A 22,711-nucleotide genomic window follows, 5' to 3' on the forward strand; every position below is an offset into this window, starting at 1 on the left:
GGACGTTCAAGTATCCGGCCAAGCATCCGGCGGAGTTCCGGCAGGCGGGCGTTGATCAAGCCGGTCCCGTGCCGCGGCCGCGCCACCGGCAAGAGGTCTCTGCCGTGCCGTCTTCGATGGTCGCTGTCTATCAGGGGAATCACCGCAGATTATGACATACATGGATGAAACGCCCAGTGATGTGCCGTTTCTTTTCCCGCCGGTGACACCGCAGGTCCCCGCCGGGGGAACGTGGTGGCGTGACTCCGTCGTCTACCAGATCTATCCCCGGTCGTTCGCCGATCTCGACGGCGACGGGGTCGGGGACCTCGCCGGGATCACCCGCAGGCTCGGCCACGTCGCGGAGCTGGGCGCGCAGGCGATCTGGCTGACGCCGTTCCAGCGCTCGCCGCAGGCCGACCACGGCTACGACGTCAGCGACTACTGCGACGTCGACCCGCTCTTCGGCGACCTGGCCGCCTTCGACGGGCTCGTCGCCCAGGCGCGCCGCCTGGGACTCAGAGTCGTCGTCGACCTGGTGCCGAACCACTGCTCCGCGGCCCACCCGCTGTTCCGGGCGGCGCTGGCGGCGGGCCCCGGCAGCCCCGAGCGCGCCCGCTTCCACTTCGCCCCGGGCCGGGGGCCCGGCGGCGACGAGCCGCCCAACAACTGGCCCAGCGTCTTCGGCGGTTCCGCCTGGACGCGGGTGACCGAGCCCGACGGGTCGCCGGGGGAGTGGTACCTCCACATGTACGCCCCCGAGCAGCCCGACTGGAACTGGCGCGACCCGCGCACCGCCCCCTTCTTCGACGACGTCGTGCGGTTCTGGTTCGACCGGGGCGCGGACGGCCTGCGCATCGACGTCGCGCACGGGCTGTTCAAGGCCGAGGGGCTGCCCGACCTCGAACACCCCGGGGCGCTGGAGCCGATGCGGCTGCGGGCCAACCCGCTGGCCTGCGACCGCGAGGAGGTCCACGACGTCTACCGCCGCTGGCGGGCCATCGCCGACTCCTGCGACCCGCCGCGGGCGCTGATCGGCGAGGTCAACCTCGAACCCGACCGGGCCGGGCGCTACACCCGGCCCGACGAGCTGCACCAGGCCTTCGCCTTCGCGTTCCTGGTGGCGCCCTGGGACGCGCGGGCCTGGCAGGCCGCCGGGACCGCCCTGCTCGCCGGGAGCGCGCCGAAGGCACCGGTGACCTGGGTGGTCGACAACCACGACGTGGAACGCAGCGCGAGCCGTTACGGCCGCGTCCGCGAGCCGGCGGGGGATGTGGACCGCCGTGTCCAGGGGCAGGCGGGCGGCACGGGGCGCCATGTCCGCGAGCCGGTGGGCGGCACGGACCGTCACGGCCGTTCCCGCGGGCCCGCGCGGGCGCGGGCGGCCCTGCTGGCGGTGCTCGGGCTGCCCGGCGCGGCCTACCTGTACCAGGGGCAGGAGCTGGGCCTGCCGCAGGTGGACGTGGCGCCGCAGGACCGCCGGGACCCCGCCTGGCCGCGCCTGGGGGTCTCCCGCGACGGCTGCCGGGTGCCCCTGCCGTGGCGGCGCGACCCGGCCGGCGCCCACGGCTTCTCCCCGCCCGGCGCGCGGCCGCCCTGGCTGCCGGTCCCGCCGGGTTGGGGTGAGCTGTCGGTGCAGGCGCAGGAGGCCGATCCGTCGTCGTCGCTGCGCCTGTGCCGCTCCGCGCTCCGGATCCGGCGCGAGCTGCACGCCGAGGGCGTCCTGACGGCCGGCGACGCGGTGGAGTGGAGCGTGGACGACGAGGGCGGACTGGTGGTCGACCGGGCCGGGCGCTTCACCCTCGTCCTGGCGATGGGCGAGGGCCCGGTACGGCTGCCGCCGGGACGGCTTCTGCTGGCCAGCGGTACCCTGACCGGTGACGGCCTGCTTCCGCCCGACACCTCCGCCTGGTTGCTGCGTTGAGGCCCGACCCTTCACTTCGGTGCGGCAGGCTGGTGTCATGGAGGGTGTGGCGGGGCTCGGGGGGATCGGGGCGGGCACCGCGATCCCGGACGTGGGAGCGTCGATGACCAGCGGACACGACAGGGGTGGAGTCATCCGTCACCTGGGCGGAGCCGTGTTACCGCTTTTCCCTATCGGATGCATGGGATAATCCGCTCATGAGCCGGGATCAGAGCCCCTCACCCGACACTCCCGCCGCGTCGCCGCTGGACGCCGCCGTCATGGCGGCGCGCTGGATCCGGTCGGCGGCCGTCGACGAGGAGCGCGGGCGGCACTGGCGGGCCAACCCCGATCCGGACGGAAGGTCGGCGATGAGCCACGAGCCCGCCTCGCTCTACGCCGGGGCGGCGGGCATCGTGCTGTTCTTCCTGGAACTGGCCGCCACGACCGGCCAGGAGCAGTACCTGCGGGACGCCCGGGCCGGGGCGCGTTACCTGGCGGCCACCTGGCGCGACCAGGCGGACCTGTCGCTGTACCACGGCTTGACCGGCACGGTCTTCGCGCTGGCCGAGGCGGGCTGGGCGACCGGGGACGAGGAGTTCACGGAGCAGGCCAGGGCGGCCGCCGACCGGATCGCCGAGTCCGCGCGCCCGATGGAGGAGGGGCTGGGCTGGTCGCGGGATCCGGCGCAGCGCGGCGACGGCGGGATCGCGCTCGGCCTGCTGTACGCGGCCGGCATCCTCGGCGTCCCGGCCTACACCGAGGTCGCCGCCGAGGCGGGGCGGCGCATCGCGCGCATGGTGGTGCCCGGCCACCTGTTCGGCGACTGCGAGGACCTGCCCGTCGACGCGGTCACGCCCGGATTCCTGTCGGGTACGGCGGGCACCGCCTTCCTGCTGACCCGGCTGTACGGGATGACCGGCGAGGACGGCTTCCTGGAGGCCGCGCGCAGGGGCGCCGACTTCGTGCGCACGGTCAGCGCGGTGGCCGGTCGCTGCGCCGCGGTCCCGCACCACCTGCCGCAGGGCCGCGACCTGCACTATCTGGGGTTCTGCTCGGGCTCGGCGGGCGTGGCGCGGATGTTCTACGAGCTCCACCGGGTCACCGGCGACCCGGGCGACCTGGACTGGACCGAGCGGCTGGCCCACGGCGTGCTGAACAGCGGCGTGCCCGGCCGGCGCACGGCCGGCTACTGGAACACGGCCTGCCAGTGCTGCGGGGCGGCGGGCCTGGTGGAGCTGTTCGTCGGGCTGTGGGCCGCCACCGGGCGGGAGCAGTACATCGAGTTCGCCCACACGCTCGCCGAGGATCTCATCGCCCACGCCACCGCCCACGACGGCCGGGGATACCGCTGGTACCAGGCCTACCGGCGGCTGCGGCCCGCGGAGGTCACGGCCGACACCGGCTACATGATCGGAGCCGCCGGCATCGGGACGGCGCTGCTGCACCTGCACACCGCCGGCCTGGCCGACCGGGCGCACCGCGTGATCCTGCTGCCCGACAACCCGTTCCCCGCCATCCCCGTCCCCGCCGCGACCCTGCGCCCCTGACCCCGCTCCCGGTCGCCGTCCCGCTCTTCCGGTCTCGCCTCGGAGGCCGTCCTCGTGCCGTGTTCCCGCTCCCGTTCCCATAGGTGCCCACTTGCCGATTTGTGGGCTTTTGGCTTGCATTTCCGGAATTTCTGGACATGTGATCTCATGCGGCACACTGGCCCCCATGGCATCCACCCCCCGGGCCCCGACGACGCGGCTCCCGGCCGCCCGGCGGCACCGTCTCGCGGCGGCCATCGTCGACACGCTGCTCTGCCTCGTCGTGACCGGGCCGTCGTCCTTCCTGCTCACCGGGAAGGTCGTGGTGCCGGGTGAGCGCTTCCTCGGCCGGTCGCCCGCGGCCCCCGGGTGGTCCGCCGAGATCGCGGTCTGCGCCCTGAGCGCCGCCTACTTCGGGATCCAGCACGCCCTGTGGGGTCAGACGCCCGGAAAGCGCTTCTGCCAGCTGAAGGTCGTGGCGCGTGTCACCGGGGCGCCGCCCGGCCCGCACCGCGCGGGCCTGCGCGACGTCCTCGTCCCGGCCCTGACGTGGGCGCCGTACGTCGGTGTGGCCGTCGCCGCCGCCGACCTGCTGTGGATCTTCGTCGACCCCCGGCGGCGGTGCCTGCACGACATGGTCGCCGGGACCGTCGTCGTCGACCTGCACGAGACGGACGAGCAGGGGGTCAACCGGCCCAGCTTCCTGTCCGGGGTGGGCATCCTGCTCGCCTTCTTCGGGGCCGTCGCGCTGGTCTCCGTGCTGGCGGCGATGTGACCGGGCGGCGATGTGACCGGGCGGCGATGTGACCGGACGGCACGTCACCCCCGGGCGGCCTCCAGGACCAGACCGGCCACGGCCTCCGGCTGCGACAGGAACGGGTGGTGACCGGCCCGCAGCTCCACCACGCGCCCGGCGCGTTCGGCCTGGGCGCGCTGCGCGGCCGGCGGGGTGCCGTTGTCCAGGGCGCACACCAGATAGGTGGACGGCACATCCTTCCAGGCCGCGGCTGCGACGGGCTGGGCGGTGACCGCGGCGCTCTGCCGTACCAGGCGGGCATGGGCCTGCTCGACGGCCTCGGGGTCGCAGTCCTGCATGAAGGTCTCGGTGGCCAGCCCGGCGCGGACCCCGAACGTGCCGTCGGCCCCGAAGTCGAGGTACGGCGCGGGCGTGCCGTCGCCGAAGGACGCCAGGCTCTCGCCGGGTTCGGGCAGGAAGCTGCTGACGAACACCAGGTGCCGCACCCGCTCCACCCCGGCCGCCGCCTCGGCGGCGACGACGCCGCCGTAGCTGTGGGCCACCACGACGACGGGCCCGTCACCGGCCTGCAGCTCCCGGCGGACGGCGGCGACGTCGTCGGGCAGGGACGGTCCCGCGACCCCCGGCGCGAGGCCGGTCTCCCCGCAGCTCGGCAGGAGAGGGGCGCTGCTGCGCACTCCGTCGCGATCCAGGAGCGCGGCGGCCCGATGCCACCACCACGCGCCGTCGCGGACGCAGGCCCCGTGGACGAACACCACTCGCATAATGGCCTCCTGCCGTCGTCGCCGTCGGCACGATAATAGACGTAACGACTATTACATGAAAGGCCGTTCTCCCGTGGGCAGACATCCGCAGCCGGAGATCCGCCGTACTCTCCTGGCCGCCTGCACCGATCACGTCCTGGCCCACGGCCTGCCCTCCGGCCTGGCCCCCCTCGCCCGGGCCGCCGGCACCACCCCGCGCATGCTCGTCTACCACTTCGGCACGCGCGACCGGCTGCTGCTGGAGGTGCTGCAGGAGGCCCGCGAGCGCCAGCTGCGCTTCTTCCGTCAGGCGCTGGCACCCCGCAGCGAGCCGTACGCGCAGACGCTGGCGCGGGCCTGGGGGGTGCTGACCGGCCCGCAGGGCGCGCCGTTCCTGCGACTGTTCGGCGCGCTGTACCACGCGCCCGAGGGCGAGGTCCCGTGGCCCGACTTCCGCAGGGCCGCCACGACGGACTGGCTGGGAGTGCTGGAGGAGGGGCTGCGCCCCCACTACGGGGAGCGGGCCCCCGCCCTGGCGACCGCCGTTCTCGCCGTGGTGCGGGGGCTGCTCATGGACGCCGACGCCACCGGGGACACCGCCCGCGCCGACGCGGCCTTCGCGGCCTTCGTCGGCCTCCTCGGGGAGTCCTGAGCGGCGTCGCCGGTCACCAGCGGTGGTGGACCTGCGGGCGGATCAGCTCGTCGTAGATCTCCCGTACGGCGCGCAGGGTCTCCTCCGGCAGCGGCGCCGCGCCGGCGGCCGCGGCGTTGGCGCGGGCCTGGTCGGCGTTGCGGGCGCCGGGGATGACCACCGACACGCCGGGCTGGTCGATGATCCAGCGCAGCGCGAACTGGGCCATGGTCAGACCTTCGGGCACCAGCGGGGTCAGGCGGCGCACCGCCTGCAGGCCGGTGTCGTAGTCGACGCCGGAGAAGGTCTCGCCGACGTCGAAGGCCTCGCCGTGCCGGTTGAAGGTGCGGTGGTCGTTCGCGGCGAAGACGGTGCCCTCGTGGTACTTGCCCGACAGCAGGCCGCTGGCCAGCGGGACCCGGGCGATGATGCCGACCCCGGCCTCGTCGGCGGCGGGCAGCACCCGCTCCAGCGGCTTGAGCCGGAAGGCGTTGAGGATGATCTGCACGGTGGCCACACCCGGCCGGGCGATGGCGGTCAGCGCCTCCTCGCAGGTCTCGACGCTCACTCCGTAGGCCGCGATCCGCCGCTCCTGCACGAGGGTGTCCAGGGCGTCGAAGACCGCGTCGGTGGAGTAGACCGGGGTGGGCGGGCAGTGCAGCTGGACCAGGTCCAGGGTGTCCACGCCGAGGTTGGCGCGGGAGCGGTCGGTCCAGGCGCGGAAGTTGTCCAGGGTGTAGGCCGAGGGCTCCTGCGGGACGCGGCGGCCCATCTTGGTGGCCACGGTCAGGCCCGGCCTGTCCTTGATCAGCTGCCCGACGATCCGCTCGCTGCGGCCGTCGCCGTACACGTCGGCGGTGTCGATGAAGGTGACGCCCGAGTCCACGGCGGCGGTGAGGACGGCCAGCGCCTCGTCCTCGCCGACCTCGCCCCAGTCGGCGCCCAGCTGCCAGGCGCCGAGTCCGATGACGCCGACCTTTGTGCCAGTTCTGCCTAGTTTGCGTTGTTCCACGTGCACGATCGTAGTCTCATGGCCCGCGGCGATCTCATGGTGAGGGCGGGTAAGCCCGTCCGGTCCCTATAGGTAGTAACGCTATATCGGGTCTTCCGGGGAGGCGGTTTCCGGCGTAGCGTCGCTATAGATAGCAACGCTACGTATGCCATCACGGGGAGAACGTGACGCGGAGAAGGTGACGTCGTGATCCTCAGCCTGGCGCAGGCGCGCGCCCGTGAACGCGCGGTGACCGGCGGCAAGGCGGCGAGCCTGGCCGCCCTGGCCGCGGAGGGCTTCCCGGTGCCGGACGGCTTCGTGGTCCCGGTGGGCGCGGATCCCTCGCCGGAGGAGATCGGCCGCGCGGTCGGGGAGCTGGGCGGCGGCAGGTTCGCGGTGCGCTCCTCCGCCGTGGCCGAGGACCGGGCCGAGGCCTCCTACGCCGGGCTGTACGAGACCTTCCTCGACGTGGCCCCCGCCGACGTGGCCGAGGCCGTACGGCGCTGCCGCGCCTCCGCGGACGCCGAACGGGTCAGGACCTACCGCACCGCCGGGCCCGCGGACGGGGGTGTGGCCGTGCTGGTCCAGCGCATGGTCCGGGCCGACGCGGCCGGGGTCGCCTTCACCGCCGACCCGGTGACCGGCGCCCGCGAGAAGGTCGTCATCACCGCGGTGCCCGGCCTGGGCGAGGCGCTGGTGTCGGGCGAGTCGACGGGGGAGGAGTGGACCGTACGGCACGGCCGCGCCGAGCGCACCCGCATGATGGACCCGCCGCGCCCGGGACGCGCCGAAGGGCCGGCGGCGCCGGACACCGGGGGATCGGCGGAGACCGAACCGGAGGCCGATGGGCCCGCCGGAGGCGAGGAGACTGTGCCGGGGGTCCGGGGGAACGCCGGGTGGGAGGCCGTGCCGGAGGTGCTGGACGCCGGGCAGGCCGTGGCGCTGGCCGGGCTCGCGCGGCGGGTGGAGGAGCGCTCCGGCTGGCCGCAGGACATCGAGTGGGCGATCCTGGACGGCCGGTTGTTCCTGTTGCAGGCACGGCCGATGACGGCCCTGCCCGCGCCGGTCGCCTGGCACCCGCCCGGCCCCGGCCTGTGGCTGCGGAACTTCCGGCTCGGCGAGTGGCTGCCCGACCCGGTGACACCGCTGTTCGCCGGGTGGCTGCTCGGCCGGATCGACGAGGGCTTCGGCCACGGGATGCGGGAGACGGCCGGGGCGGCCGTCCCCTTCGCCCACGGGACGGTCAACGGCTGGTACTACAGCCGGCCCACCCCCGCACCGCGCGACCTGCCCGGTGCGCTGCTCAGGTCGCGCGGCAGGCTGCTCCCCTTCATGATCGGCGCGCTCGTCCGGCCGGGCCGCGACCCCGCCGCCGCCGACCGCGCGCTGCTGGGCCGCCTGTACCTGCGCTGGCGCGGGGAACTGCTGCCCGCCTACCGGGAACTGGCCGGTCGCGGCGCCGAAGGCCGCTCTCCGGAGGAACTGCTCCGGCTCGTCGACGACATCGGCCGTACGGCGGGCCGCCACCTGTGGTACCTGGCGGTGGTCGGCGGGGCGGCCTGGAAGATGGAGGCCTGCCTGGCGCGCTTCATGCGGGCCCACCGGCTCCGGGAGGCCCAGGCGGGCCTCCTGCTGAGCGGCCTGCCCGGCGGCGGCACGGTCCCCGCCCACGCGGTGCACAGCATCGACTGGTACCACCCCACGGCGGGAGAGACGGGCCTCGCCGCGGACGCCGGAGCGCGAAGGGATCCCGCGGGCGCCGGGGACGACGGGACGAGCCCTGCCCCGGGCTCCGAATCCGCCGGAGCGCGGGGGGATGCCGCGGTCGCCGGGGACGGTGAGGCGGGGCGGGCCCGCAGGCGGGAGCTGGAGGAACGCCGGGCCGGGGCCGAGCGCGCGTGCCGCGAGGCGCTCGCGGACCGGCCGCGGTCGCTGGCCGCCTTCACCTCGATGCTGGAGACCGCCCGGCGGTACGCGATGATCCGCGAGGAGCAGGTCCGCGAGCTGACCCTGGGCTGGCCGCTCCTGCGCGCATGCGCGCACCGGCTCGGGGAGATGCTCGTCGCCGCAGGGGCGACCGACGATCCCGCGGAGGTGTTCTTCCTGACCCGGCAGGAGATCGAGCCGCATCTGGAGGCGGCCGGATCACCCGGGGAGGAGGTTCCGGGCCGGGAGGAGGCGGGGCGGCGCGGGGTGCTGGGGGTGCTCGCCCGGGAGCGCCGGGACGAGTGGGAACGGCTACGCCGACTGGCGGCGCCGCTGGTCGTCGGGACGCCGCCGCCGATCATCGGCGGCCACCTCGAACGGACGCTGGGGCTCGCGCGCGGCGGCGGCCGCAACGGCGACCGGCCGGAAGGCGGCGGCCGTACCGGCGACCGGCCGGGAGACGCCGGCCGGCCGGCCCTCGCGGGCCGGACCCTTCTCACCGGTCAGCCCGCCAGCGCGGGACGGGCCACCGGGCCGGTGCGCGTCGTCCACGGGCCCTGGGAGTTCGGCCGCGTCCGCCCCGGGGACGTGCTCGTCGCCAGGGTGACGACGCCCGCGTGGACGCCGCTGTTCGCGCGGATCGCCGCCGTCGTCACCGACGGCGGCACCCTGGCCGCGCACGCCTCGCTGATCGCCCGTGAGTACGGCGTGCCCGCAGTCGTGGCGACCGGGGAGGCCACCGTCCGCCTCCGCGACGGCCGGGCGGTCACGGTGGACGGCACCCGTGGTGTCGTCACCGCGCACCCGCCCGGCCCTTGAGACCTCAGCCCTTGGAAGCGCAGCCCCTGAGATCGCGGCCCTTGAGGACCCGCAGGCTTCGATGCCCTCTCAGCCCTTGAGGCCGGAGCGGGAGATGCCCTCGATCACCCAGCGCTGGGCGACCAGGTACAGCGCGATCACCGGCAGGCTGGCGATCACCGCCCCGGCCATCAGCAGGTCGTAGCGGATGTTGTTGGCGCCCTGGAAGTTGCCCAGACCGGCGGGCAGGGTCAGCGACTCCGGGCTGAGCAGGACGTAGATCGGCCACAGGAAGTCGTTCCAGTTGGTCAGGAAGGACAGCAGGAACAGCGTCACCAGCGCGGGCTTGGCCAGCGGGAGCGCCACGGAGGTGAAGATCTGCCAGCGGTTGCACCCGTCCAGCTCGGCGGCCTCCTCCAGTTCGCCGGGCAGGGTCAGGAAGAACTGCCGAAGGAAGAACACCCCGAACGCGCCCGCCGCGGCCGGGACGATCACCGCCGGGAGGCTGTCCACCCAGGCGAGCTCGTTGACGATCAGGAAGTTGGGGATCAGCAGCACCACCGGCGGCACGAACAGCGTCGCCACGACCACGGTGAAGATCACGTTGCGGCCCCGGAAGCGGAGCCTGGCCAGCGCGTACGCCGCCGGGGCCGCGGTGACCAGCACCAGCGCCGCGTGGCCGGTGGCCGCGATGAGGCTGTTGAGGAACCAGGTCAGGATCGGGCTGTCCGGGCTGTTGAGGATCTCCCGGTAGGCGTCGGTGGTGAACGGGTCGGGGATCCACTGCGGGTCGGTGGACCCGGCGCCCTCGCGGGTCTTGAACGAGGTGGAGACCATGTAGACCAGCGGGCTGAGGTAGAGCGCCGCGATCACCGCCAGGACCAGGTGCAGCAGCGCGCGGCGCAGGCCGCGGGTGTCACGGGTCATCGCGCGCTCCTGTCCCGGAAGGCCCCGAACACCAGGGCGCTGGCCGCCATCAGGAAGGCGGCGAGGATGAAGCTCATGGCCGAGGCGGTGCCCATGTCGAACTGGCGCAGGCCGGTCTCGGCGATGAGATAGATCGCGGTCTTGGTCCGGTCGGCCGGGGCGCCCGCCGTGATCAGATAGGCCTGGCCGAACATGTTGGCCGAGGCCAGGATCGTGGCGTTGACCACGAACACGGTCACCGGACGCAGGCCGGGCAGGGTCACCGCCCGGAACCTGCGCCAGGCCGAGGCGCCGTCCACCATCGCCGCCTCGTGCAGCTCACGCGGGATGTCCTGGAGTCCGGCCAGGAAGATGACCGCGTTCAGGCCGAGCGTCCACCACACGGTCACCCCGACCAGGGCGATCCAGACGGGCGGCTCGTCGGTGGTCCACTGCACGTCGAGGCCGAGATAGTGGTTGACCAGCCCGATGTTGCCGTCGAGCAGATAGCGCCACAGGAAGCCGACCACCGCCACGCCCAGCACGTAGGGCGCGAAGTAGACGGCCCGGTAGAGGTTGCGGCCCCTGAAGCGGCCGTTCATCAGCAGCGCCGCCAGCAGCGGCAGCAGGATCAGCAACGGCACCGAGAACAGGGTGAAGATCCCGGTGGCCCGCATCGCCGTCCAGAAGCGCCCGCCGTCCACGCTGGAGGGGTCGAACAGCTCGGCGTAGTTCTCCAGCCCGACGAACGGCTTGGCCGGCAGGTTGATGTCCCACTCGTGCAGGCTGGTCCAGAACCCGAAGCCGATCGGCAGGATCATGAAGACGGCGAACAGGGCGAGGTAGGGCGCCAGGAACGCGTACGGCGTCCACGGCCGCATCCTGCGCGCCCGCCCCGCCGGGGCGGCGGGCTCCGCCGCCCCGGACAGGCCCTTGGGCCTCGTCAGCAAACTCATCGGGCCTCCCGGCCGGACGGCCGCGCGGTCGATCGGGTCCGCGCGGCCCGCCTGGCTCGTACGGCCCGCGCGGCCCACGTGGTTCGCGCGGTCCGCCTGGCTCGTACGGTCTTCATGATCACTGACCGTACTTCCGCTTGTTGTCGGCCAGCAGCTTGTCGGCCGTCGCCACGCCTTCCTTCAGCGCCTCGGCCGGGGTGGCCTCCTTCAGCACGGCCTTGGCCACCGCCAGCTCCAGCGCCTTGGACTGCACGTCGCCGACGCCGGGCAGGGCCGGCAGGAAGTGGAAGACGCTCACGTTCTTGGCCATGGCCACCTGGGGCAGGTCGGCGATGGCCGGGTCCTCCCGGACGGAGTTGCGGGCCGGGATCATGCCGGCCTTGGCCCACTCGGTGGACTGGCGGCTCATGGAGTCGATGAAGAACTTCGCGGCCTGCACCTTGTTGGGGTCCTTGCCGGCCTGGGAGGTGAGCACGAAGTTGTGCGAGGCGCTCCACACCGCCGGGGTGCCGCCGATGTTCGGCACCGGTGACAGGCCCCAATCCAGGGACTTGGCGTTGGTCTTCAGGTCGTTGATCTGCCAGATGCCGTCCCAGGTGAAGCTGACCTTGTCGTTCTTGAAGGCGGCGTACTGGGTGTCGATGGCGACCTTGGCGGGGCTGTAGCCCTTGTCGATCTGCTCCACCATCCAGGCCAGCGCCTGCTCGCCCTGCGCGGAGCCCCACAGGGCCTTGGCGCCGTCCTCGCTGTAGAGCTCCCCGCCGTGCTGCCACAGCAGGCTCATGAACATCAGGTGCGCCGGCCACTTGTTCGGCATCCAGAACGGGTTGGCGATCCCGGCCTCCTTGAGCTTGGCCAGGGCCTCCTCGTAGGCGGCCTTGTCGGCCGGGGCCTCGGACAGGCCGATCTTCTCCAGGTGGGCCTTGTTCCAGTAGTCGCCGAGGCTGTGCACGTCGAGCGGGACGCTGTAGCGCTTGCCGTCGTAGACGCCGGCGTTCCACACCGCCGGGATGAAGTCCGCCTCGGTCAGCTGCAGCGAGCCGACCACGTCGTCCAGCGGGACGAGCGTCTGGCGCACGGCGAAGGTGGCGACCCAGTCGTTGTGGATGACCGCGACGTCGGGGCCCTTGTTCGCGGCGATGGCGGTCGGCATGGCCGGGTAGAGGTCCTCCCAGCGCCGGGTGACGTTGCGGACCTCGATGCGGCCGGAGTACTCCTTGTTGAACGCCTCGACCATGGCCCGCATGTGGGGGCCGTCGCCGCCGGTGAAGCCGTTCCAGTAGTCGAGGGTCACCTTGGGGCCGGAGTACTCGCCTCCGGAGAACGTGGGCGCCGCCGAGGCGGGCGTGGAGGAGCCCGATCCGATCTTGGTTCCGCCGCCGCAGGCGGACAGGGCGGCGGTCAGGCCGACCGCCCCGGACAGGCCGAGGAAGGAGCGGCGGGAGAAGGAACTGGTCATGTCTTACTCCTGGGGGGCGAAACGGACAATACTCCACGAAACCGGAGGGAGGGTAAGAGAGGCTCGGCGGTCCTCCAGGCGGAGGCCCGAGCCGGGACGCGGGACGACGCGGTCGGGGTGCTCGGCGGAGTTGCGCGCCGACGGGTCCTCGTCGGCGAGCTCCAGGTGCTCCACCGGGGCCAGTCCCGCCGGGAGCGTGACGTCGAGCGCGCAGGGGGCGTTCCGGTCGCGGTTGACCGCGAACAGCGTGATCTCGCCGGTGGTGTCGTCGTGGGTGGCGGTGGCCCAGATCGCGGGCGTCTCGCCGTACCGGCCGGTGGAGATCGAGGCGCACTCGGGCTCCACCCGCAGCACCTCGCCCCGGGCGTAGCGGGCGGTCAGGGCGAAGGGGTGGAAGATGGTCTGGCGCCACGCCGGGCCGCCCGGCTCGGTCCTGATCGGCGCGATCACGTTGGCGAGCTGGGCCTGGCAGGCCACGCCCACCCGGTCGGCGTTGCGCAGCAGGGTGATGAGGAGGCTGCCGACCACCACGGCGTCGGTGACGTCGTAGTCGTCCTCGATCAGCCGGGGGTGCCCGGCCCACTCCAGCGAGGACTCGCCGTGGAAGCGGCTCTGGTACCAGACGTTCCACTCGTCGAAGGAGAGCTTGATCTTCTTGCGGCTGCGCAGCTTGGCGCCCACGTGGTCGGCGGTGGCGGCGATCGAGCGGATCATATGGTCCATGTCGGCGCCGCTGGCCAGGAAGGAGTCGACGTCGCCGTCGGAGGGATCGTAGTAGGCGTGCAGCGAGATGTAGTCGACCATCTCGTAGGTGGCCTCCAGGACCTCTGCCTCCCACGAGCCGAAGGTCGGCATCCCGCTGTTTGAGCTGCCGCAGGCCACCAGGGACAGGTCCTGGTCGAAGCGCTTGAGCGCCCGCGCGGTCTCGGCGGCGAGCCTGCCGTACTCCCGGGCGGTCTTGTGGCCCATCTGCCAGGGCCCGTCCAGCTCGTTGCCCAGGCACCACAGCCGCACGTCGTGCGGCTTGTCCACGCCGTGCGCGCGGCGCAGGTCCGACAGGCGGGTGCCGCCCGGGTAGTTGGCGTACTCCACCAGCTCCAGCGCCTCGGCCACGCCTCGGGTGCCCAGGTTGAGCGCCATCATCGGCTCGACCCCGGCCTTGGCCGCCCAGGCCATGAACTCGTTGAGGCCGAAGGCGTTGCTCTCCAGGCTCCGCCAGGCCAGGTCCAGCCGGGCCGGCCGCTCCTCGACGGGGCCGACGCCGTCCTCCCAGCGGTAGTTGGAGACGAAGTTGCCGCCGGGGTAGCGGACCAGCGTCACGCCGAGTTCCCTGGTCAGCTCCAGCACGTCGGTGCGGAAACCGTCGGGGTCGGCCAGCGGGTGGCCCGGCTCGAAGACGCCGGTGTAGACGCAGCGGCCCATGTGCTCGACGAACGAGCCGAACAGCCGGGGCTCCACCGGTCCGATCCGGAAAGAGGGATCAAGGGTGAGACGAGCGCTGGTCGTCAAGACGCGGCCTCTCTGTTAACGCGATGTTTCGGGTAGGGCGTTTGTACAACGTTGTTTCAACGTTGTAAACAGGGCTCTCGCAGGTCGATACCGGGGCGTTACGATCGATGCCGTTGCATCGTGTACGGCTGGCGCCAGCCGTACGGCCGGGGAGGTGAGAGCGGGTGGGAACGAGCCTGCGTGACGTTGCGGTCCTCGCGGGGGTGTCGGTGAAGACCGTCTCCAACGTCGTCAACGGGTACGCGCACGTCGCGCCCGCGACCCGGGCCAGGGTGGAGGAGGCGCTCGCGCGCCTGGACTACCGGCCCAACCTCTCGGCCCGCAACCTCCGCCAGGGCCGGACCGGCGTGATCGCCCTGGCCCTGCCCGAGCTCGACGCGCCGTACTTCGCCGAGCTGTCGCGCTTCGTCATCGACGCCGCGGCCGAGCAGCGGTGGCTGGTGGTCATCGAGCAGACCGACGGGAGCCTGGAGCGCGAACGGCAGATCCTCGACGGGGTGCGCGACCACCGGGTGGACGGGCTCATCTTCAGCCCCATCGCGATCGGCGCCGACGAACTCGCCGCCCGCACCGACGACACGGCCCTGGTGCTGCTGGGCGAGCGCATCCACGACGGCCCCGCCGACCACGTGGCCATCGACAACGTCCGGGCGGCCCGCGACATCACCGAGCACCTGATTGGGCTGGGCCGCGCCCGGGTGGCCGCGCTCGGCGCGCAGGACAGCTCCATCAGCGGGACGGCCCCGCTGCGGCTGGCCGGCTACCGGCAGGCGATGGCCGCGCACGGGCTGCCGGAGATCGTGGCCACGGTCGAGCGCTACCACCGGGCCGACGGGTTCGCGGCGATGACCGCGCTGCTGGAGGGCGAGCGGCCCGACGCGGTCTTCTGCTTCAACGACCTGCTGGCCCTGGGCGCGATGCGGGCGGTCCTGTCGTCCGGGCTGCGGGTTCCCGGGGACGTCGCGCTGGCCGGGCTCGACGACATCGAGGACGGCCGCTACAGCACGCCCACTTTGACCACCGTGGCGCCGGACAAGAGCGAGCTGGCCCGGATCGCGGTGGACCTGCTCAAGCGCCGCATCGACGGCCGGGCCGGATACGCGCCGCAGGAGGTGCGGGCCGGTTACCGGCTCATGGTGCGCGAGAGCACGGCGCCGGCCGGCTGAGAGGACGCGGCGGGGGCGTCGGGGACGCCGGGGTCATGACGGGGGAACGGATGCGGCGGGGACATCGGGGTCATGACGGGGGGACCGGGTCCGCCATCGCCGTCATGACGACCTCGGCGGTGACGTCCGGGCCGTTGAGCTCGGCCACCACGACCCCGTCGCGCAATACGACGATGCGATCGGAGCCCTCCACCAGCTCCTCCAGATCGGAGGAGACCAGCAGGACCGCCAATCCCTCCACGGCCAGCTCGTCGATGAAGGCCTGAACCTCGGCCTTGGTGCCCACGTCGATGCCGCGGGTGGGCTCGTCCAGCAGCAGCACCTTGGGGTTCATCGCCAGCCACCGGGCCAGCAGGACCTTCTGCTGGTTGCCGCCCGACAGCTCGCTGACCCGCTGGCCGGGACCGGAGACCTTGATGCCGAGCCGCCGGACGAACGTCTCGACGATGCGGTCGATGCGCTGCTCGGAGACGATGCCCGCCCGCGACAGCCGGGGCAGGGCGGCCAGCGCGATGTTCTCGCGCACCGACAGCGAGGGGATCAGCCCCTCGGTGCGGCGGTTCTCCGGCAGCAGGTTGATCCCGGCGCGGATGGCGTTCCTGACCGTACGGCCGCGCACCGGCAGGCCGGCGACCGTCACCTCCCCGGAGTCCAGCGGGAGGGCGCCGGCGATGGCCTTGGCGGTCTCGCTGCGTCCCGAGCCGACCAGGCCGCCCAGCCCCACCACCTCGCCGGGCCGGATGGCCAGCGAGACCCCCTTCAGGTCGGGGCCCCGCACGAGGTCGGTGGCGCACAGCACGGGGGCGTCGGCCGGTTCGGGATGGGAGCCGGTGAAGCTGGTCGTGCCCCGCTCGGCGATGTCGGCCGGGTTGCGGCCGAGCATCAGCGAGACCAGGCGCAGGCGGTCGAGCCCGGCGACCGGGCCGGTGTGCACGACGCGGCCGTCACGCAGCACGGTGACCCGGTCGCAGACCTGGAAGAGCTCCTCCAGCCGGTGGCTGACGTAGATCACCGACCGGCCCTGCGCGCGCAGCCGCCCGATCACCTCGAAGAGCGTCGCGATCTCCCGGGAGTCCAGCGAGGAGGTGGGCTCGTCCATGACCACCACCCGCGCGTCGGCCTCGATGGCCCGGGCCAGGGCGACCATCTGCTGGGTGCCGGGCCCGAAGGCGCCCAGCGGCCGGTGCACGTCCAGGCGCAGGCCGTACTCCCGCAGGATCTCCTCGGTCAGCCGCCGCATCCGGGCGAAGTCGATGAGGCCGAGGCGGCCCCGGGGCTCACGGCCCAGGAACAGGTTGCGCGCCACGCTCATGCTGGGGATGAGGTTGGTCTCCTGGTAGATGGTGGAGATCCCGGCGCGCTGGGCCTCCAGGGGACTGGAGAAGCGCACCTCCTCGCCGCGCAGCCGCAGCCGGCCGGCGTCCGGCCGGTGCACCCCGGTCAGCACCTTGATGAAGGTGGACTTGCCCGCGCCGTTCTCCCCGACGAGGCCGTGGACCTCGCCCGCCGCGAGCGTGAAGGAGACGTGGTCGAGCGCCCGGACGCCGGGGAAGTCCCTGACGATGCCCGCCGCCTCGACGGCCCGGATGCTGGCTGCCATATGACCCCTCCATGGACGGCCCCCGGGGAGCGTGCCACGATGGTGACTCATGAATGAAACGATTCCGTAAAGAAACGAAAGGCGTTTCGATCACAGTCGGACAAGAGTGATTAGCCCCGGCCGACGTTCAGCCCCGGGCGACGTGCAGGCGCACGCCGCGCGAGGCCAGGTCGTCCAGCACGTCGCGCGGGGCGTCGTCGTCGGTCACCAGGTGGGTGATCTCCTCGGTGGGCACGGTCTGGACCATCGTGTCGACGCCGATCTTGGTGTGGTCGGCGAGCACCACCACGTCCTCGGCGGCCCGCGCCATCGCCCGGTCGACGCTGGCGACCTGGAGGTTGGGGGTGGACAGGCCCCGCTCGGCGGTCAGCCCGTTGCCGGAGATGAAGGCCCGGCGCACGCGCAGCCCGGACAGCGCCTGTTCGGCCGGGCTGCCCACCAGCGCGTGGATGGAGCCGCGCAGCGTGCCGCCGGTCATCACCACCTCCACACGGGGGCAGTCGGCCAGCGCCTGGGCGACCAGGAGCGAGTTGGTGACCACGGCGAGCTCGGTGTGCCTGACCAGGCGGCGGGCGAAGGCCTGGGTGGTGGTGCCGGCGCCGATGGCGATGGCGTCGCCGTCCTCGACCAGTGAGGCGGCCAGGTCGGCGATGGCCGCCTTCTCGGTCCCGGACAGCTGGGTCTTCTGCGAGTAGGTCGGCTCGCGGGTCAGCTCACCGGGCAGCGTGGCGCCGCCGTGGTGGCGGTCGAGCAGGCCCTCGCCCTCCAGCATCCGCACGTCGCGGCGGACGGTGACCTCCGAGGACCCGACGGCCCTGGCCAGGTCGCGCAGGGAGACGGCGCCGTTGGCGCGCACGAGCTCCAGGATGCGCTGGCGCCGCTCGGCGGCGAACACCGGCCGGGCGCTCTCGGCCGTGTCGTGCGTCTTGCCGTCCGTCACTGTCTGCTCACCCCACGACTGGTGCCTGATCAGCTTCGATCATAGGGAGGCCGGGTTACGGATGGATGACGTCGGCGCGGAAAGGCGCTCCGGGGTGGGGATCCGGCTGGCCGTTCCGCCGGGCCCGTCGATCAGAAGTGATCAGAGCCTGTCGCTAATTGATCGGTTTAGATCGAACGTGACCGTTAAGTGGCTCTTTCTTTATCGCTTTGTTGCGGAATCCTATCACTCTGTGATCACCCAACCGATGGTTCTCTTCCCCCCAGGAGGACAGATGTCCTTGTTCTCAGGTCGTCGCGCACGAGCCGCCGCGCTGCTCGCCGCCGCCGTCCTTGTCGCCTCGGGATGCGCGAAGTCCGAGGACACCGCCGCGTCGCCCGCCCCGGGCGGCTCCGAGGCCCAGCAGCAGGTCGTGAAGACCCCCTCGGGACCGGCGGGCGCGGGGTGCACCATCGCCCAGCACGGCGCGACCAAGTTCGACCTGAAGACCGGGGTGGTCGGCTTCTCCCAGTCGGAGAAGGAGGCCAACCCGTTCCGCATCGCCGAGACCCAGTCCATCAAGGACGAGGCGGCCAAGCTCGGCATCGCCAACCTCAAGGTGACCAACGCCCAGTCGCAGTTCTCCAAGCAGATCAGCGACGTGCAGCAGCTCATCGCCCAGGGCGCCCAGCTGCTGGTCATCGCCCCGCTCAACTCCGACGGCTGGGAGCCGGTGCTCCAGCAGGCCGCGGCCAAGAAGGTGCCGATCATCACGATCGACCGGAAGATCAACGCCAAGCACTGCACCGACTATCTGACCTTCATCGGCTCGGACTTCGTCGAGCAGGGCAGGCGGGCCGCCGACCAGATGATCAAGGCGCTGGACGGCAAGGGCAAGGTCGCCATCCTGCTCGGCGCCCCCGGCAACAACGTCACCACCGAGCGGACCCAGGGCTTCAAGGAGCAGATCGCCGCCAAGGCCCCGGACATCGAGATCACCTTCGAGCAGACCGGAGAGTTCGCCCGGGAGAAGGGTCAGCAGGTCACCGAGCAGCTGATCCAGTCCAACCCCGACATCGACGGCATCTACGCCGAGAACGACGAGATGGCGCTGGGCGCGGTCACCGCCCTCAAGGGCGCGGGCAAGAAGGCCGGCGACGTCAAGATCGTCTCCATCGACGGCACCCGGGGCGCGGTCCAGGGCATCGTCGACGGCTGGATCTACGGGGTGATCGAGTCCAACCCGCGCTTCGGCGCCCTGGCCTTCGAGACCGCCCAGAAGTTCCTCGACGGTGAGAGCATCCCGGAGAAGGTCATCATCGCCGACCGCGAGTACGACGAGTCCAACGCCGAGGGCTCCTTGTCCCAGGCCTACTGATCCCGTCACCACCGGCCGGGCACGCGCGCCCCGGGGGCGCGCGTGCCCCGTCACACGAGAGGAGCTCCGTGTCAGTCAGCAGCCCGGTGCTCGAGGCCGTCGGCGCCCTGAAGGTCTTTCCCGGGGTCACGGCACTCGACCGCGCCTCCTTCGCCCTCGGGCAGGGAGAGGTGCACGCCCTCGTCGGGGAGAACGGCGCGGGCAAGTCCACATTGATCAAGGTATTGACCGGGGTCTACCGGCTCGACGAGGGAGAGATCAGATACCGCGGTGAGCGGGTGGAGTTCTCCAACCCCCTGGAGGCCCAGCGCGCCGGGATCTCCACCATCTACCAGGAGGTCAACCTCGTCCCGCAGATGAGCGTGGCGCGCAACCTGTTCCTGGGCCGCGAGCCGCGGGGCCGCTTCGGCCTCATCGACTTCGCGCGGATGCGCGAGCGGGCCTCGGAGATCCTGCGCGGGTACGGCGTGCGGGCGGACGTGCGCCGCCCGCTGGGCTCGCTCGGCCTGGGCGCCCAGCAGATGGTCGCCCTGGCCAGGGCCGTCCAGGCCGACGCGCGGGTCGTCATCATGGACGAGCCCACCTCCTCGCTGGAACCGCGCGAGGTGGACAAGCTGTTCCGCACCATCGCCGAGCTGAAGGCCCAGGGCCGATCGGTGATCTACGTCAGCCACCGGATGGAGGAGCTCTACCGCATCTGCGACCGGGTCACCGTGCTGCGCGACGGGCGCCTGGTGCACACCGGCCCGCTGGCGGAGCTGGAGCGGCTGCGGCTGATCTCGCTGATGCTGGGCCGGGACCTGGCGGAGGTCGCCGCGGAGGGCCTGACCAAGTTCAGCGGGCAGCACCACTCACACGCCGCCCCCATCCTGCAGGCCACCGGCCTGCGCCACAGGCACGTGCTCGACGACGTGTCGCTGGCCGTACGGCCCGGCGAGATCGTGGGCCTGGCGGGGCTGCTCGGCTCCGGGCGCAGCGAGACGGCCAAGGCCATCGCCGGCGCCCTGCCGCTCGACTCCGGTGAGGTCGTCGTGGCCGGTGAGCGGGTGCCGGGCGGCTCGGTCGCCGCCGCCATCCGCGCCGGGATCAACCTGCTGCCCGAGGACCGCAAGGCGGAGGGGATCGTCCCGACGCTGTCGGTGCGCGAGAACATCGTGCTGGCGGCCCTGCCCAGGCTCGCCCGTGCCGGGATCGTCTCCGAGGGGGACGTCGACCGCGTGGTGCAGAAGTTCATGCGCCGCCTGCGCATCAAGGCCGCCGGTCCCGGCCAGCGGGTCAGCGAGCTGTCGGGCGGCAACCAGCAGAAGGTCCTGCTGGCCCGGTGGCTGGCGATGAACCCCAAGGTGCTGCTGCTGGACGAGCCCACCCGCGGCATCGACGTCGGCGCCAAGGCCGAGGTGCAGGCGCTCATCGACGAGCTGGCCGGAGACGGCCTGGCCGTGCTCCTCATCTCCTCCGACCTGGAGGAGCTGGTGGAGGGCTCCGACCGCGTGGTGGTGCTGCGCGACGGGGCGGTCGCGGGCGAGCTGGACGGCGCCGGAGTGACGGAAGACAAGATCATGGCCGCCATCGCGGGAGACAACGATGACTGACACCGCCCTGCGCCAGGGCGCACCCGACCGGACCCGGGTGATCACCTGGCTCCAGGACTACGGCGTGTACGCGGCGGTCGCCGCGCTGCTGCTGTTCAACGCGGCGTTCACCCCGCACTTCCTGGCCGTCGACAACTTCCGCACCCAGCTCGTCCAGGTCACCCCGATCGTGATCGTCGCGCTCGGGATGGCGCTGGTGATCGGCACCGAGGGCATCGACCTGTCGGTCGGCTCGGTGATGGCCCTGGCCGCCTCGGTGGTGGCGCTCTATCTCGGGTACGGCGCGCTGCCCGCGATCGCCATGGCGGTGCTGGCCGGGGCGCTGGTCGGCGCGGCGGGCGGCACCCTGGTGGCCGTCGTGGGAGTGCAGCCGATCGTGGCCACCCTCGCCCTCCTGGTCGGGGTGCGCGGCCTGGCCAACGTCTTCCTCCCGCAGCTGAAGGAGTTCACCAACCCGACCCTGGTGGCCCTGGGCAGCGACTCGGTGGCCGGCGTGCCGATCGTCGTGATCGTCGCCGTCGTGCTCACCGCCGCCGTGGCGTTCCTGGTCAAGCGGACCACCTTCGGGCGGCAGCTGGTCGCCGTCGGCGGCAACCGCGCGGCCAGCCGGCTGTCCGGCCTGCCGGTCCGCCGCGTGCTGATGACCGTCTACATCCTGTCCGGCATGCTCGCCGCGGTGGCCGGGGTGCTGGCCACCTCCCGGCTGCAGGCCAGCGATCCGACCTCGCTGGGGCTGTTCATGGAGCTGTCGGCCATCACGGCGGTCGTGGTCGGCGGCACCCCGCTGACCGGCGGTCGCATCCGGGTGCTCGGCACCGTGATGGGCGCTCTGCTCATGCAGCTGCTCCAGGCGACCCTCATCAAGCACAACCTGCCCCAGTCATGGACCCAGATGGCCCAGGCCGTGATCATCCTCGCGGCCGTCTACGCAGCGCGGGAGCGCCGGTGACCATGCAGACCACCCACCCGGCGCCGCCGATGGCGACCACCCGCAACCCCCGCGAACGCGCGGGCCGCCTGCTGCAGCAGCACGGCGCTCTCATCGTGCTCGCGGTGCTGCTCGTCGTCGGCACCGTGGCGTTCGACTCCTTCACCACGCCGGCCAACCTCGGCAACATCGCCACCGCCTCCTCGTTCCTGGCGATCATCGCGATCGGCATGACGTTCGTGATCATCTCCGGTGGCATCGACCTGTCGGTGGGATCGCTGTTCGTGCTCGGCGGGGTCCTGGCGGCCTACGGCTCCCGCCACGGCGCGGCCGTCGCGCTGGGGCTGCCGCTGGTCGTGTGCGGGGCCTTCGGCCTGGTGCAGGGCCTCATCATCGCCAGGACGCGGATGGCGCCGTTCATCGTGACCCTGGCCGGGCTGCTGGCGGCCCGGGGCCTGATGCTGTCGCTGACCGACGAGGGGGCCACCACCTACCTGGTGGAGGACGACCTGTTCGCGCGCATCGGGCAGGGCGCGATCCTCGACGTCGGCTACCCGTTCTTCATCATGCTCGCCATCCTCGCCGTCGCGGCCGTCTTCCTGCAGCGCACCGGCTTCGGGCAGAACGTCTACGCGATCGGCGGCAACGAGGACGCCGCCGCCCTCATGGGCGTCCCGGTCGCCCGTACCAAGGTCGTGGTCTACCTCGTGTCCGGCCTGCTCGCGGGCCTGGCCGGGGCGCTCAACGCCGCCCGGCTCTCCTCGGGCGTGACGATCCTCGGCATCGGCCTCGAACTCGACGTGATCGCGGCCGTGGTGATCGGCGGGACGCTGCTCACCGGCGGCGCCGGGGCCCTCGGCGGCACCATCGCCGGAGCCCTGCTGCTGGGGGTGATCCAGAACCTGATCAACCAGGTCGGCGGGCTCACCTCCTCCTTCCAGCAGGTGGTCAGCGGCGCCTTCCTGGCCGTCGTCGTGGTCGCCCATCGGATCCTCGGCGGGGTGCGGCGCGAGACCTGACACGGGCCGTCGGCCGCTGACA

The 22,711-nt window shown here is 72.5% G+C and carries 18 protein-coding genes; 10 read left to right on the forward strand and 8 right to left on the reverse strand.

Annotation, left to right across the window (positions count from 1 at the left end; all coding sequences use genetic code 11):
- Nucleotides 1-202: 202 nt before the first annotated feature.
- The 3 genes from Psi01_RS20240 (at nucleotide 203) to Psi01_RS20250 (ending at nucleotide 4,186) form a co-directional block, all read left to right on the forward strand.
- The gene (locus Psi01_RS20240; RefSeq protein WP_239127862.1) at nucleotides 203-1,903 is read left to right on the forward strand and encodes an alpha-amylase family glycosyl hydrolase; all 1,701 of its coding nucleotides are present in this window, start codon (nucleotides 203-205) and stop codon (nucleotides 1,901-1,903) included.
- 197 nt (nucleotides 1,904-2,100) lie between these two features.
- Complete coding sequence (locus tag Psi01_RS20245; protein WP_204065601.1) at nucleotides 2,101-3,432, forward strand: lanthionine synthetase LanC family protein; 1,332 nt, start codon at nucleotides 2,101-2,103, stop codon at nucleotides 3,430-3,432.
- A gap of 166 nt (nucleotides 3,433-3,598) precedes the next feature.
- The gene (locus tag Psi01_RS20250; protein ID WP_204065602.1) at nucleotides 3,599-4,186 is read left to right on the forward strand and encodes an RDD family protein; all 588 of its coding nucleotides are present in this window, start codon (nucleotides 3,599-3,601) and stop codon (nucleotides 4,184-4,186) included.
- A gap of 44 nt (nucleotides 4,187-4,230) precedes the next feature.
- On the opposite strand, the gene Psi01_RS20255 is transcribed toward Psi01_RS20250, so the two are convergent.
- On the reverse strand, nucleotides 4,231-4,932 hold the full coding sequence (locus tag Psi01_RS20255; RefSeq protein ID WP_204065603.1) for an alpha/beta hydrolase: 702 nt from the start codon (nucleotides 4,930-4,932) through the stop codon (nucleotides 4,231-4,233).
- A gap of 73 nt (nucleotides 4,933-5,005) precedes the next feature.
- Here Psi01_RS20255 and Psi01_RS20260 point away from each other — a divergent pair, with 73 nt between their 5' ends.
- On the forward strand, nucleotides 5,006-5,563 hold the full coding sequence (locus tag Psi01_RS20260; RefSeq protein WP_204065604.1) for a TetR/AcrR family transcriptional regulator: 558 nt from the start codon (nucleotides 5,006-5,008) through the stop codon (nucleotides 5,561-5,563).
- A 13-nt stretch (nucleotides 5,564-5,576) separates the two neighbouring features.
- Here Psi01_RS20260 and Psi01_RS20265 read toward each other — a convergent pair whose 3' ends face one another.
- Nucleotides 5,577-6,554, reverse strand: coding sequence for an aldo/keto reductase (locus Psi01_RS20265; protein ID WP_204065605.1), 978 nt, complete (start codon nucleotides 6,552-6,554; stop codon nucleotides 5,577-5,579).
- 186 nt (nucleotides 6,555-6,740) lie between these two features.
- On the opposite strand from Psi01_RS20265, the gene Psi01_RS20270 reads away from it, so the two are divergent.
- Nucleotides 6,741-9,278: a PEP/pyruvate-binding domain-containing protein gene (locus Psi01_RS20270; protein ID WP_204065606.1), complete on the forward strand. Its 2,538-nt coding sequence runs from the start codon at nucleotides 6,741-6,743 to the stop codon at nucleotides 9,276-9,278.
- A 69-nt stretch (nucleotides 9,279-9,347) separates the two neighbouring features.
- Here the strand turns inward: Psi01_RS20270 and Psi01_RS20275 are convergent, their stop codons facing one another.
- From Psi01_RS20275 to arfA, 4 genes are all read right to left on the reverse strand, one after another.
- Nucleotides 9,348-10,184 carry a carbohydrate ABC transporter permease gene (locus Psi01_RS20275; RefSeq protein WP_204065607.1) on the reverse strand — a complete coding sequence of 279 codons (837 nt, stop codon included), beginning with the start codon at nucleotides 10,182-10,184 and terminating at the stop codon, nucleotides 9,348-9,350.
- Nucleotides 10,181-11,119: a carbohydrate ABC transporter permease gene (locus Psi01_RS20280; protein WP_204065608.1), complete on the reverse strand. Its 939-nt coding sequence runs from the start codon at nucleotides 11,117-11,119 to the stop codon at nucleotides 10,181-10,183. Before Psi01_RS20280 ends, Psi01_RS20275 begins: the two co-directional genes overlap by 4 nt.
- 118 nt (nucleotides 11,120-11,237) lie before the next feature.
- Nucleotides 11,238-12,578, reverse strand: coding sequence for an extracellular solute-binding protein (locus Psi01_RS20285; protein ID WP_204065609.1), 1,341 nt, complete (start codon nucleotides 12,576-12,578; stop codon nucleotides 11,238-11,240).
- Between the two features lie 3 nt (nucleotides 12,579-12,581).
- The gene (gene arfA, locus Psi01_RS20290; protein WP_204065610.1) at nucleotides 12,582-14,087 is read right to left on the reverse strand and encodes an arabinosylfuranosidase ArfA; all 1,506 of its coding nucleotides are present in this window, start codon (nucleotides 14,085-14,087) and stop codon (nucleotides 12,582-12,584) included.
- A gap of 164 nt (nucleotides 14,088-14,251) precedes the next feature.
- On the opposite strand from arfA, the gene Psi01_RS20295 reads away from it, so the two are divergent.
- Nucleotides 14,252-15,253, forward strand: a complete 1,002-nt coding sequence (locus tag Psi01_RS20295; protein ID WP_204065611.1) for a LacI family DNA-binding transcriptional regulator — start codon at nucleotides 14,252-14,254, stop codon at nucleotides 15,251-15,253.
- A 70-nt stretch (nucleotides 15,254-15,323) separates the two neighbouring features.
- Here the strand turns inward: Psi01_RS20295 and Psi01_RS20300 are convergent, their stop codons facing one another.
- Together Psi01_RS20300 and Psi01_RS20305 are read right to left on the reverse strand one after the other, a co-directional pair.
- The gene (locus Psi01_RS20300; RefSeq protein WP_204065612.1) at nucleotides 15,324-16,853 is read right to left on the reverse strand and encodes a sugar ABC transporter ATP-binding protein; all 1,530 of its coding nucleotides are present in this window, start codon (nucleotides 16,851-16,853) and stop codon (nucleotides 15,324-15,326) included.
- Nucleotides 16,854-16,980: 127 nt separating this feature from the next.
- The gene (locus tag Psi01_RS20305; protein ID WP_204065613.1) at nucleotides 16,981-17,793 is read right to left on the reverse strand and encodes a DeoR/GlpR family DNA-binding transcription regulator; all 813 of its coding nucleotides are present in this window, start codon (nucleotides 17,791-17,793) and stop codon (nucleotides 16,981-16,983) included.
- 274 nt (nucleotides 17,794-18,067) lie between these two features.
- Here Psi01_RS20305 and Psi01_RS20310 point away from each other — a divergent pair, with 274 nt between their 5' ends.
- From Psi01_RS20310 to Psi01_RS20325, 4 genes are all read left to right on the forward strand, one after another.
- Entirely contained in the window at nucleotides 18,068-19,150 is a 1,083-nt protein-coding gene (locus Psi01_RS20310) for an ABC transporter substrate-binding protein (RefSeq protein WP_204065614.1), read from the forward strand.
- A 68-nt stretch (nucleotides 19,151-19,218) separates the two neighbouring features.
- Entirely contained in the window at nucleotides 19,219-20,742 is a 1,524-nt protein-coding gene (locus Psi01_RS20315; RefSeq protein WP_204065615.1) for a sugar ABC transporter ATP-binding protein, read from the forward strand.
- Nucleotides 20,735-21,691, forward strand: a complete 957-nt coding sequence (locus Psi01_RS20320) for an ABC transporter permease (RefSeq protein ID WP_204065616.1) — start codon at nucleotides 20,735-20,737, stop codon at nucleotides 21,689-21,691. The genes Psi01_RS20315 and Psi01_RS20320 overlap by 8 nt, the downstream gene beginning before the upstream one ends.
- 2 nt (nucleotides 21,692-21,693) lie before the next feature.
- A complete protein-coding gene (locus Psi01_RS20325; protein ID WP_239127867.1) occupies nucleotides 21,694-22,689 on the forward strand; it encodes an ABC transporter permease in 996 nt (331 codons plus the stop codon).
- Nucleotides 22,690-22,711: the final 22 nt, after the last annotated feature.

This window comes from Paraplanobispora siamensis (assembly GCF_016863175.1).
In the GTDB taxonomy this organism is placed as follows: Bacteria; Actinomycetota; Actinomycetes; order Streptosporangiales; family Streptosporangiaceae; genus Planobispora; species Planobispora siamensis.